Source organism: Stenotrophomonas sp. 57 (genome assembly GCF_030291075.1).
In the GTDB taxonomy this organism is placed as follows: Bacteria; Pseudomonadota; Gammaproteobacteria; order Xanthomonadales; family Xanthomonadaceae; genus Stenotrophomonas.
On the sequence record NZ_CP127407.1, the window covers coordinates 1084288 to 1095851 of the forward strand.

General features: G+C 68.2%; 9 protein-coding genes. 6 read left to right on the forward strand and 3 right to left on the reverse strand.

Annotated features, from left to right (window positions below):
* Positions 1–15: 15 nt before the first annotated feature.
* A complete protein-coding gene (locus QP512_RS05000) occupies positions 16–888 on the reverse strand; it encodes a PhzF family phenazine biosynthesis protein (RefSeq protein WP_286071166.1) in 873 nt (290 codons plus the stop codon).
* 75 nt (positions 889–963) lie between these two features.
* Here QP512_RS05000 and QP512_RS05005 point away from each other — a divergent pair, with 75 nt between their 5' ends.
* The 4 genes from QP512_RS05005 to QP512_RS05020 all read left to right on the forward strand — a co-directional run bounded on the left by QP512_RS05005 (position 964) and on the right by QP512_RS05020 (position 7038).
* A complete protein-coding gene (locus QP512_RS05005; RefSeq protein ID WP_286071167.1) occupies positions 964–3558 on the forward strand; it encodes a bifunctional aspartate kinase/diaminopimelate decarboxylase in 2595 nt (864 codons plus the stop codon).
* A 76-nt stretch (positions 3559–3634) separates the two neighbouring features.
* The gene (murL, locus tag QP512_RS05010) at positions 3635–4987 is read left to right on the forward strand and encodes a UDP-N-acetyl-alpha-D-muramoyl-L-alanyl-L-glutamate epimerase (protein ID WP_286071168.1); all 1353 of its coding nucleotides are present in this window, start codon (positions 3635–3637) and stop codon (positions 4985–4987) included.
* Positions 4968–6377 (forward strand): UDP-N-acetylmuramoyl-L-alanine--D-glutamate ligase, encoded by a 1410-nt coding sequence (gene murD / locus QP512_RS05015; RefSeq protein WP_286071169.1) that lies wholly within the window; start codon positions 4968–4970, stop codon positions 6375–6377. Before murL ends, murD begins: the two co-directional genes overlap by 20 nt.
* A 127-nt stretch (positions 6378–6504) precedes the next feature.
* Positions 6505–7038 (forward strand): hypothetical protein, encoded by a 534-nt coding sequence (locus QP512_RS05020; protein ID WP_286071170.1) that lies wholly within the window; start codon positions 6505–6507, stop codon positions 7036–7038.
* An 87-nt stretch (positions 7039–7125) separates the two neighbouring features.
* Here the strand turns inward: QP512_RS05020 and QP512_RS05025 are convergent, their stop codons facing one another.
* Entirely contained in the window at positions 7126–7719 is a 594-nt protein-coding gene (locus QP512_RS05025) for an SMI1/KNR4 family protein (protein ID WP_286071171.1), read from the reverse strand.
* Between the two features lie 137 nt (positions 7720–7856).
* On the opposite strand from QP512_RS05025, the gene QP512_RS05030 reads away from it, so the two are divergent.
* The gene (locus QP512_RS05030; protein ID WP_286071172.1) at positions 7857–8648 is read left to right on the forward strand and encodes a dienelactone hydrolase family protein; all 792 of its coding nucleotides are present in this window, start codon (positions 7857–7859) and stop codon (positions 8646–8648) included.
* 76 nt (positions 8649–8724) lie between these two features.
* On the opposite strand, the gene QP512_RS05035 is transcribed toward QP512_RS05030, so the two are convergent.
* Positions 8725–9723 carry a polyprenyl synthetase family protein gene (locus QP512_RS05035; RefSeq protein WP_286071173.1) on the reverse strand — a complete coding sequence of 333 codons (999 nt, stop codon included), beginning with the start codon at positions 9721–9723 and terminating at the stop codon, positions 8725–8727.
* A gap of 215 nt (positions 9724–9938) precedes the next feature.
* Between QP512_RS05035 and QP512_RS05040 the strand changes: the two genes are divergently transcribed.
* A complete protein-coding gene (locus QP512_RS05040) occupies positions 9939–11552 on the forward strand; it encodes an alpha-glucosidase (protein WP_286071174.1) in 1614 nt (537 codons plus the stop codon).
* Positions 11553–11564: the final 12 nt, after the last annotated feature.

Consider the following 11564-nt stretch of genomic DNA (forward strand, 5'->3'; position numbering starts at 1 on the left):
CGGCGTGGGGCGGCGCTACCAATGGATGCTGCCGTCGATCACGCATTGCACTTGGCCGCCGATCCACACCGTGCCCTGCGCGTCGACCTGCACCTGCACGCGGCCATCGCGCCCCACTTCGCGGCCCTGGCTGGCCACGTAGCGGCCTTCGCCGCCGGGCAGGGCATCGCGCTGCCGCAGCCAGGCGCCGATCAGCGCATTGGCGCTGCCGGTGACGGGGTCTTCCGGCACGCTCGGCGCGTCGGCGGGGCAGAACGCGCGCACCACGCGGGTGTGGTCGGTGCCGGCTTCGTCGGCGAACACCGCCACGCCGGTGGCGTCGGTGGCGAGACTCCAGGCGGCCAGCGCGGCCATGTCCGGCACCAGGCTGCGCACGGCGGCGCCATCGCGCAGCGGCAGCAGCCACCAGCGTGCGCCGTTGTCCCACAGTTCCGGTGCGCAACCGTCGGCAGCCAACGCCAGCAGCGCTGCGGGTGCGGTGCCGGCCGCTGTGTCCAGTTGCCGCGCCGGTGGGCTGGCCAGCTGGATCTGCAGTGCCTCGGCCGGGCCGCTCACCCGTACCGGCAGCAACCCCGCCGCGCATTGCTGGACCAACGCGCCGTCGCGCGGCCGGGCCAGGCCACGGGTCACCGCCACCCAGGCCGCACCGACGCTGGGATGGCCGGCGAACGCCAGTTCCCGGGTCGGGGTGAAGATGCGGATGTGGTAGTCGGCGCGGGGCGCGCTGGGGCGCAGGAAGAACACCGTCTCGGACAGGTTCAGCCAGGCAGCCAGGGCCTGCATCTGGCTGCTGGAGAGCCCGTCGGCGTCCAGGAGGGCGCCCAGTGGGTTGCCGGTTCCGGGGCGGGGGGCAAAGACATCGAGCTGCAGGTAACGAAGGACGGCCATCTACGGGGATATTGCGCTTAGAATCAAAGGTTCCGCCCCCGAGGGCGGCTTCCCCACATTCTACATAGCCAATCCATGTCAGCTTCCCCCCTTGTCGATCGTTGGATCGTACTGAAGTTCGGCGGCACCTCGGTGTCGCGTCGTCATCGCTGGGACACGATCGGGAAGCTGGCGAAAAAACGTGCGGAAGAGACCGGCTCACGCGTGCTGGTGGTGGTTTCGGCGCTGTCCGGGGTCACCAACGAACTGACCGCGATCGCCGATGGCGCGCCGGACAGCCGTGATCGCGTGGCCGCGCTGGTCGAGCGCCACGAGGGCTTCCTGGTTGAACTGGGCCTGGGCCGCGAAGTGCTGGCCGAGCGCCTGGCGGCGCTGCAGGGCCTGTTGGACGACGCGCGCGCCTCGACCCGTCCGCTGGACTGGCAGGCCGACGTGCTGGGCCAGGGCGAGCTGCTTTCCTCCACGCTGGGTGCGGCCTACCTGCGCGCGTCGGGCCTGGACATGGGCTGGATGGATGCCCGCCAGTGGCTGGATGCGATGCCGCCGCAGCCGAACCAGAGCGACTGGTCGCAGCGCCTGTCGGTGAACTGCCAATGGCGTGCCGACGCGGAGTGGATGCAGCGCTTCCGCGCGCAGCCGACCCGCCTGCTGATCACGCAGGGCTTCATCTCGCGGCATGCCGATGGTGGCACCGCCATCCTCGGCCGCGGTGGCTCGGATACCTCGGCGGCGTACTTCGGTGCGCTGCTGGGCGCCAGCCGCGTGGAGATCTGGACCGATGTGCCGGGCATGTTCAGCGCCAACCCGAAGGATGTGCCAGACGCGCGCCTGCTGACCCGCCTGGACTATTACGAAGCACAGGAAATCGCGACGACCGGCGCCAAGGTGCTGCACCCGCGCTCGATCAAGCCGTGCCGCGATGCCGGCGTGCCGATGGCCATCCTCGATACCGAGCGTCCGGAACTGCCGGGTACCAGCATCGATGGCAGCGCCGCACCGGTTCCCGGGGTGAAGGCGATCAGCCGCCGCAACGGCATCGTGCTGGTGTCGATGGAAGGCATCGGCATGTGGCAGCAGGTCGGCTTCCTGGCCGATGTGTTCAACCTGTTCAAGAAGCACGGGCTGTCGGTGGACCTGATCGGTTCGGCCGAGACCAATGTCACCGTGTCGCTTGACCCGTCCGAGAACCTGGTCAACACCGATGTGCTGGCCGCGCTGTCGGCCGACCTGTCGCAGATCTGCAAGGTGAAGGTGATCGTGCCGTGCGCCGCCATCACCCTGGTCGGGCGTGGCATGCGCTCGCTGCTGCACAAGCTGTCGGACGTGTGGGCCACCTTCGGCCGCGAGCGTGTGCACATGATCTCGCAGTCGTCCAACGACCTGAACCTGACCTTCGTCATCGACGAGGCCGATGCCGATGGCCTGCTGCCGATCCTGCACGCCGAGCTGATCGACAGTGGTGCGATGCCGGTGGAAGAGACCGAGGTGTTCGGCCCGCGCTGGCGCGAGATCGCCGGCACCGTGCGCCCGCGGGGTACGCCGTGGTGGCGTGGCCAGCGTGCGCACCTGCTGCAGCTGGCCGACGCCGGTACGCCGCGCTACGTCTACCACCTGCCAACGGTGCGCGCCCGTGCCCGCGCGCTGGCCGCGATCAAGCCGATCGACAAGCGCTACTACGCGATCAAGGCCAACAGCCACCCGGCCATCCTGCAGCTGCTGGAAGCCGAGGGCTTTGGCCTGGAGTGCGTGTCGCACGGCGAGCTGAAGCACGTGTTCCAGCACCTGCCGGAACTTTCGCCCAAGCGCGTGTTGTTCACTCCCAGCTTCTGCCCGCGCAGCGAGTATGAAGCCGCATTCGCGCTCGGCGTGACCGTCACTGTCGACAACGTGGAAGCGCTGCAGCGCTGGCCGGACCTGTTCCGCAACCGCGAGCTGTGGCTGCGCGTCGACCTGGGCCGTGGCGAAGGCCACCACGCCAAGGTCCGCACCGGCGGCAAGGAGTCCAAGTTCGGCCTGCCGATCGCCCGCGTTGACGAGTTCGTGCGCGCGGCCACCGATCTGGGCAGCCGCGTGGTCGGCCTGCACGCGCACCTGGGAAGCGGCGTGGAAACCGCGCAGCACTGGCGCCTGATGTGCGATGAGCTGGCGGGTTTCGCCCGCCGCATCGGCAGCGTGCAGACCATCGACATCGGTGGCGGCCTGCCGATTCCGTATTCCGCCGAGGATGAACCGTTCGACCTGGATGCGTGGGCCGAGGGTCTGGCCGAGGTCAAAGCGCTGCATCCTGCGTTCCGCCTGGCGATCGAGCCGGGCCGTTACCTGGTGGCCGAATCGGGCGTGCTGCTGACCCACGCCACCCAGGTGGTGGAAAAGGACGGCGTGCGCCGCGTTGGCCTGGATGCCGGCATGAATGCACTGATGCGCCCGGCGCTGTACGACGCCTGGCACGACATCGAGAACCTCAGCCGCCAGGGCGGCTACGCCGAGGCGGCATTCGATGTGGTCGGCCCGATCTGCGAATCCAGCGATGTGTTCGGCAAGCGCCGCAAGCTGCCGGTGTCGACCGCGCCGGACGATGTGATGCTGATCGCCGATGCCGGTGCCTACGGCTATTCGATGGCCAACACCTACAACCAGCGGATGCTGCCGCGCGAAGACGTGATCGAGTGATCGCCACCCGCGCCCTGCACCCGCCCACCGACACGCCCCGCGCAGCTGCGCGCGCCCGTGCCTGACCGGATACACCATGACTGCTTTCGATAAACACCAGGTTTCCCGCTTCCGCTTCGTCCGCTGCGAATTCGCCGCGGAAACTGGCGTGGCCAAGCTGGTCTACGCCTTCGATGACGGCCCGGAGATGGTGGAAACCATCACCGTGCCGGGCGCCCCGTTCGTGCTGGACGAGGCGCGCGCCGCCGCCGTGCAGCGTGCGCTGCAGCTGCTGCACCTGATTGCCGGTGTCAGCTACTACAAGGCCGGCGTGCCGGAGACGGTCAGCATCGACAGCTATGCCATCGATGCCGATACCGCGGCGCTGGTGGAGACGGTCTACCTCAACGGCCTGGGCGAATTCGCCTACCGCAACGGCCTGAACCTGCGCGGGCGTTTCCGCCTGCCGGTGCAGGACGAAGCGGTGCAGGCCCCGGTGCTGGGCCTGCAGGCGCATGCGCTGGTGGCCATCGGTGGCGGCAAGGATTCGCTGGTCAGCATCGAAGCGCTGCGCCGTGCCGGCGTGGACGAAACGGTGACCTGGATCGGTGGTTCGCAGCTGATCCGCGCCTGCGCCGAGCGCACCGGTTTGCCGACGCTGAACCTGGGCCGCGCGCTGGCGCCGGAACTGTTCGAGCTCAACCGCCAGGGCGCGTGGAACGGGCATATCCCGGTCACCGCGGTGAACTCGGCGATCATGGTGCTGGCCGCGCTGTTGCAGGGCGTGGATCAGGTGGTGTTCTCCAACGAGCGTTCGGCCAGCTACGGCAGCCAGATTCCGGGCACCGGCGAAGTGAACCACCAGTGGTCCAAGGGCTGGGCGTTCGAGCAGGCGTTCGGCAGCCACGTGCAGAAGCACGTGGCGGCAGACCTGCAGTACTACTCGCTGCTGCGCCCGATGTCGGAGCTGGCGGTGGCCCGCCAGTTCGCCAAGACCGATTTCTACGACGCGCATTTCTCCAGCTGCAACCGCAACTTCCACATCCTCGGCGAGCGCCCGGTGAACCGCTGGTGCGGCGTCTGCCCGAAGTGCCACTTTGTGTTCCTGGCGCTGGCCCCGTTCATGCCCAAGACGCGCCTGGTGCGCATCTTCGGCCGCAACCTGCTGGACGATGCCGAACAGGCCGGTGGCTTCGATGCGCTGCTGGAGTTCCAGGACCACAAGCCGTTCGAGTGCGTCGGCGAAGGCCGCGAATCGCGTGCGGCGATGGCGACCCTGGCGCAGCGCCCGGAGTGGAAGGAGGACGTGCTGGTAAAGCGCTTCTGCAATGAGATCCAGCCGCAGCTGGATGCCGCCGAACTGGAACTGGCTCCGCTGCTCCAGCTGCAGGGCGAGCACCGTGTTCCGGCTGCGCTGTGGGAAAGGGTGCGTGAAGATTTCGACGCTTGAGGGAAAGCGCGTTGCGCTGTGGGGCTGGGGTCGTGAGGGCCGCGCGGCGTTTGCGGTGCTCCGTGAGCGCCTGCCAACGCTTGGCCTGAGCCTGTTCTGCCCGGCTGCTGAAGCCGAAGCCGCGCGTGCGGAAACGCAGGGCGCGCTGGACGTTCGGGGTGAGCCGAGCGCCGAGGCGCTGGCCGCGTTCGACGTAGTGATCAAATCGCCCGGTATCAGCCCCTACCAGCCGATCGCGCTGGCGGCCGCAGGGCAGGGCACCGCCTTCATCGGCGGCACCGCGCTGTGGTTCGCCGAACACGCGGCCGACGATGGCATCGTGCACGACACCGTGTGCGTGACCGGCACCAAGGGCAAGAGCACCACCACCGCGTTGGTCGCGCACCTGCTGCGCGCGGCCGGCCATCGCACCGGCCTGGTTGGCAACATCGGCCTGCCGCTGCTGGAAGTGCTGGACCCGCAGCCGGCGCCCGCGTACTGGGCTGTCGAGTTGTCCAGCTACCAGACCGGTGAAGTGGCCCGCAGTGGCGCCCGCCCGCAGGTGGCCGTGGTGCTGAACCTGTTCCCGGAACACCTGGACTGGCACGGCAGCGAACAGCGCTACATCGAGGACAAGCTGCGGCTGGTGACTGAAGCCGCACCGCGCATTGCCGTGCTCAACGCCACCGATCCACACCTGGCCGCGCTGTCGTTGCCTGCCAGCGAGGTGGTCTGGTTCAACCAGCCGCAGGGCTGGCACATGCGCGGTGACATCGTGCATCGCGCCGAGCAGGCGGTGTTCGATACGCGCAACACGCCGCTGCCGGGCCGTCACAATCGCGGCAACCTGTGCGCGGTGCTGGCCGCGCTGGAAGCGCTGGGCCTGGATGCGGTGGCGCTGGCACCGGCGGTGCAGGATTTCCGCCCGCTGCCGAACCGCCTGCAGCGCATTGGCGTGGCCGATGGCCTGACCTACGTCAACGATTCGATCAGCACCACGCCACATGCCAGCCTGGCCGCGCTGGAATGCTTCGCCGGCCAGCGCATCGCGCTGCTGGTGGGCGGGCACGATCGTGGGCTGGACTGGACCGATTTCATGCAGCACATGGCGCATGACGTGCCGCCGGTGGAGATCGTGACCATGGGCAGCAACGGTCCGCGCATCCACGCGATGCTGCAGCCGCTGGCCGATGCCGGCCGCTTCGGCCTGCACGCCGCCGGCGACCTGCCCGAGGCGATGGCGCTTGCACGCGCGGCGCTCGGTGCGCAGGGCGGGGTGGTGCTGCTGTCGCCGGGGGCGCCCAGTTTTGGTGCCTACCGCGATTACGTGGCGCGTGGCCGCCATTTCGCCGAACTGGCCGGGTTCGACCCGGACAGCATCAGCGCGATTCCGGGGTTGGGCATCGGGTGATCCGCGGGCCCGGGGTCGGATCCCTTTCCGCAGGAAAGGGCTCTCACCCCAGCGGGACCCTCGCGCACCATCCACGCGCGGCGTGGATCTATCATCGGCGCATTCACGGACGGATTCGAGAAGCCCGATGTGCACCTTCATCACCATATTCCTGCCCACCACGCTGGCCCACGATACGGCCGCCGCGATCATGCAGCGCAGCGGCCGGCGCCTGTTCGCACAGGATTCGCCCAGCCTGCAGGCGGTCGTCGGCCCCGGTTGGCAGCCGTGGCTGAGTGCCGCGCACTGTGATTGCGGCACGGCGCTGGCGTCGGCGCGGGCCGGGTCGGTGTGGAACGGCGATGCCGAACGCTGGCGGAAGAAGGGTTGGAGCGAGGCGAAGATCGCCCGCGCGCTGGCCGAGCAGTTGGCGCGTCATGAACACGATCAACAGGTGCGTCGCGAGGAAGCCCTGCATGATGCTGGCCACTGGCTGCAGCGCATCGATGCGCTGCTGCAGGCTGGTGCAGGACGTATCGGCCTGCTGGTGCGCGACTACGATGGCGCGGTGAGTGCGCGGCAGCCGGCGCTGCCAGAACGTCGCTGGGCGCGGAAGTCGCTGGCGGCGGCGGATCTGCTGGCATTTGAGCCGGGGACGTTGCATTGGATCGGGCGCGGGTAGTGCCGGCCGCTGGCCGGCAACCTGCGGAGACATTCATCGACGCATGGCGTGGCTCTACTGTGGAGCCGAGCCTACGCTCGGCTGCCCTCATTCGTCTTCGTCGAAGAACGCGTAATCGCGATCAATCAGCTGCTGCAGGTACGCATCAAAGCTGGGCGCGATGACCGCGTAGTTGTCCGGATCATGCAGGTAGCGAACCACCTGGCCGACGGTGCCGCCCGGCGCCGGATCGAAATCCAGGTACAGCATCGAGGTGCCGCCATTGTTCATGCAGTGCGAGAAGCACAGGCGGCGGCTCATCGGTACGTCGGCGTCGATGCCGTCGCCGAGGATCTCCGGTTCGTCATCCAGCCACTCTTCGTAGATCGAGCGGATGGTGTCGTCCCACTGCTGCTGGTCCTCGAAGATCTGTGCCACCGAGCGCAGGTAGTAGGGATAGCCGCCGTCCTCGACGTCCGAGCCCAGCATGAGCACGCAGACCTCGCCATCGGGATACTCGCGGAAGTGCGTGCCATCCACGCGCGACAGCAGTTCCACCAGGCTGTCCGGCACCTGTGGCCACTGCGCGCGCAGGCGTTGCAAGTCTTCGGCGCTTGCGCCCTGCACGTGGGCCCATTGCCGGGCATCGTCAGCAGGCAGGCGCGAATTCAGGCCAGACAGAAAGCGAACAACAAGATTCATGCGGCAAAAAAAAGGGGACGGAGGGGATCAAGTCGTATCCAACCACACCTGCGTCACGCCGCCAATGCAGAATGCGACGCGGGAGGGGCGAATACGGCTTGATCCCCTCCGTCCCCTTTTTCTTGCGGAGCAGGCGCATGAATCGTTGGCGATGCGGTGTGGCGGTGATCCTGGGGCTGGCGGCGATGCCGGCCTGGGCAGCAATGAAGACGCAGCCGGTGGAGTGGAAGCACGAGGGAACGACCTTCAGTGGTGTGCTGGTCTACGACGACGGCGAGCATGACAAGCGCCCGGGCCTGGTAATGGTCCCGAACTGGAAGGGTGTGAACGAATCGGCCATCGAGAAGGCCAAGCAGCTGGCCGGCGACGACTACGTGGTGCTGGTGGCCGATGTGTACGGCAAGGGCGTGCGGCCGAAGACCGATGCGGAGGCGGGGCCGGTGGCGACCAAGCTGCGCAACGATCGGCCGGTGCTGCGTGCGCGGGCCTTGGAGGCGGTGAACGTGCTCAAGGCGCAGGCCGGCAAGGTGCCGCTGGATGCCACCCGGATCGGTGCGGTGGGCTTCTGCTTCGGCGGCACCACGGTGCTGGAACTGGCCCGTGCCGGTGCGCCATTGGCCGGTGTGGTCAGCCTGCACGGTGGGCTGGGCTCGCCGCTGCCGGCGCAGGCCGGTGGGACGCACCCGTCGGTACTGGTGCTCAATGGTGCCGACGACAAGAGCGTGACCGCCGAGGACATCGCCGGTTTCCAGAGGGAAATGAACGCGGCCAAGGTCGACTGGGAATTCACCAACTACAGCGGCGCGGTGCACTGCTTTGCGGAGCGTGATGCCAACAGCCCGCCGGGCTGCCAGTACAACGAACGGGCGGCCAAGCGCGCATGGAAGGCGCTGGATGAGTTCTTCGAGGAGCGCTTCGAAAAACGCTGATTCGTGCAGTGGTGGTGCCGGCCAGCCACCGGCACTACCGATGCTTCAGTGCCGACCAACGGTCGGCACGCATCCATCAATGCGAGCGCTGCACCGCGTAGCGGGCCAGGCCGCGCAGGGCGGCGACCGCGTCGTTCTCGCCCAGGCCATCGAGCGCACGCTCGGCGGCTTCGGCATATTCCTCTGCACGCGCGCGGCTGTACTCCAGGCCGCCGGTGGCACGGATCGCCGCCAGCACCTCCGGCATCGCCGAGGCGTCGCCGTCCTGCACGATGGTGCGCAGGCGCTCACGAGTGGCGTCGTCGGAGTGGGCCATCGCGTGGATCAGCGGCAGCGTCGCCTTGCCTTCGGCCAGATCATCGCCCAGGTTCTTGCCCAGCTCGTCGGCGTTGGCCGAGTAGTCCAGCACGTCGTCGGCGATCTGGAACGCGTAGCCCAGGTGCATGCCGTAGTCGAACAGGGCCTGTTGCTTGGCTTCGTCCACGCCACTGGCCAGCGCGCCCAGGCGGGTGCCGGCGGCGAACAGCACCGCGGTCTTGCGCTCGATCACGCGGAGGTACGCGGCTTCGTCGGTATCGGGGTTGTGCACGTGCAGCAGCTGCAACACCTCACCCTCGGCGATGCGGTTGGTGGCATCGGCCAGGATCTGCATCACCGACATGCGCTCCAGTTCGACCATCAGCTGGAAACTGCGCGAGTACAGGAAGTCGCCGACCAGCACGCTCGGTGCATTGCCCCACAGCGCGTTGGCGGTGCTGCGGCCACGGCGCAGGCTGGATTCGTCCACCACGTCGTCATGCAGCAGGGTGGAGGTGTGGATGAACTCGATGATCGCCGCCAGCTGGTGGTGATCCGGGCCGGCCTGGCCGACCGCATGGCCGGCCAGCATGACCAGCATCGGGCGCAGGCGCTTGCCGCCGGCGGAAATGATGTGATCGGCGATCTGGTTGATCAGCACGACGTCCGAGGACAGCCGGCGCCGGATCAGGACGTCGACGGCGGCCATGTCGGCCGCAGCAAGCGACTGGATCTGGGGCAGGCCCAGGGCGGGACGGGTGTCTTCGGTGATGGTCATGCGATCAGGCTTTCAGGCTCACCGTTGATTATAGGCGTTGCCCGTGAACTCCGGGCGCAAACCGGACTGGCACGCCGCTGCGGCGCCGTCACGCCAGCCGCCAGCGTGAATACGTATGCAGGCCGCGCCATGCCCCGGAGGCCACCGCTAAGCTTGCCGGAACAGGATTTCGGCCCGCTTCCGGTGGGCCCTGCATGCCCGGAGGGGGGCTGTCGATGTCGCACTATCCATGGTGGCGCGGAGCCGTCATCTACCAGATCTACCCGCGCAGCTACCTCGATGCCAACGGCGACGGGGTGGGTGACCTGCCGGGCATCATCGAGCGGCTGGACCACATCGCCGCGCTGGGCGTGGACGCGATCTGGATTTCGCCGTTCTTCAAGTCCCCCATGGCCGACTTCGGCTACGACATCGCCGACTACCGCGACGTCGACCCGCTGTTCGGCAGCCTGGGCGACTTCGACCGGCTGCTGGCCAAGGCCCACGGCCTGGGCCTGAAGGTGATGATCGACCAAGTGCTGAGCCACACCTCGATCGAGCACGCCTGGTTCCGCGAGAGCCGCCAGGACCGCAGCAATCCGAAGGCCGACTGGTACGTGTGGGCCGATCCGCGCGAGGACGGCACCCCGCCCAACAACTGGCTGTCGCTGTTCGGCGGCGGCGCCTGGCAGTGGGAGCCGCGCCGTGAGCAGTACTACCTGCACAACTTCCTGGTCGACCAGCCGGACCTGAACTTCCACCACCCGGACGTGCAGCAGGCCACCCTGGACAACGTGCGTTTCTGGCTGGACCGCGGCGTGGACGGCTTCCGTCTGGACGCCATCAATTTCTGCTTCCACGACGCGCAGCTGCGCGACAACCCGCCAAAACCCGCCGACAAGCGCGTGGGCCGCGGCTTCAGCCCGGACAACCCGTACGCGTACCAGTACCACTACTACAACAATACCCAGCCGGAGAACCTGCCCTTCCTGGAGCAGTTGCGCGCGCTGCTGGACGAGTACCCGGGCGCGGTGAGCCTGGGCGAGATCTCCTCGGAGGACTCGCTGGCCACCACCGCCGAGTACACCCGGGACGGCCGCCTGCACATGGGCTACAGCTTCGAGCTGCTGGTGGACGACTACAGCGCGGCCTACATCCGCGACACGGTCTCCCGCCTGGAAGCGGCGATGACCGAAGGCTGGCCGTGCTGGGCGGTTTCGAATCACGACGTGGAGCGGGCGGTCAGCCGTTGGGGCGGGCACCCGGCCGACCCGCGGCTGGCGCGGATGCTGGTGGCGCTGCTGTGCTCGCTGCGCGGCTCGGTGTGCCTGTACCAGGGCGAGGAGCTGGGCCTGGCCGAGGCCGAGGTGCCGTTCGAGGCCCTGCAGGACCCCTACGGCATCACTTTCTGGCCGAACTTCAAGGGCCGTGATGGCTGCCGCACGCCGATGCCGTGGACCGATGCGCCGCTGGCCGGTTTCACGTCCGGCCAGCCGTGGCTGCCGATTCCGGCCGAGCACCGGGCGGCGGCGGTGGCCGTGCAGGAACGCGACCCGCACTCGGTGCTGACCGCGTTCCGGGCATTCCTGGCCTGGAGGCGCAGTCAGCCGGCACTTCTGCATGGCAGCATCCGGTTCATCGACAGTACCGAGCCAGTGCTGCTGTTCGAGCGTATGCTTGCAGATGAAACCCTCCTCCTGGCGTTCAACCTGTCGGCCGAGGCGGTGTGCCATCCGCTGCCGCCGGGCAACTGGCAGCAGGTGGAGGTGCCGGGCCCGGATGCGGGCACGGTGCAGGGCAATGAACTCCAGCTGCCGCCGCGCGCGGTGTATTGCGCTCGACGCAGCTGACCGTTTTTCTCC

What these genes read in the sequence shown, in the direction of transcription:
- QP512_RS05025 (WP_286071171.1), bottom strand. Translation starts at nt 7,719, where the DNA reads ATGAATCTTGTTGTTCGCTTTCTGTCTGGCCTGAATTCGCGCCTGCCT.
- QP512_RS05005 (WP_286071167.1), top strand. Translation starts at nt 964, where the DNA reads ATGTCAGCTTCCCCCCTTGTCGATCGTTGGATCGTACTGAAGTTCGGC.
- QP512_RS05000 (WP_286071166.1), bottom strand. Translation starts at nt 888, where the DNA reads ATGGCCGTCCTTCGTTACCTGCAGCTCGATGTCTTTGCCCCCCGCCCC.
- QP512_RS05035 (WP_286071173.1), bottom strand. Translation starts at nt 9,723, where the DNA reads ATGACCATCACCGAAGACACCCGTCCCGCCCTGGGCCTGCCCCAGATC.
- QP512_RS05040 (WP_286071174.1), top strand. Translation starts at nt 9,939, where the DNA reads ATGTCGCACTATCCATGGTGGCGCGGAGCCGTCATCTACCAGATCTAC.
- QP512_RS05020 (WP_286071170.1), top strand. Translation starts at nt 6,505, where the DNA reads ATGTGCACCTTCATCACCATATTCCTGCCCACCACGCTGGCCCACGAT.
- QP512_RS05030 (WP_286071172.1), top strand. Translation starts at nt 7,857, where the DNA reads ATGAATCGTTGGCGATGCGGTGTGGCGGTGATCCTGGGGCTGGCGGCG.
- murL (WP_286071168.1), top strand. Translation starts at nt 3,635, where the DNA reads ATGACTGCTTTCGATAAACACCAGGTTTCCCGCTTCCGCTTCGTCCGC.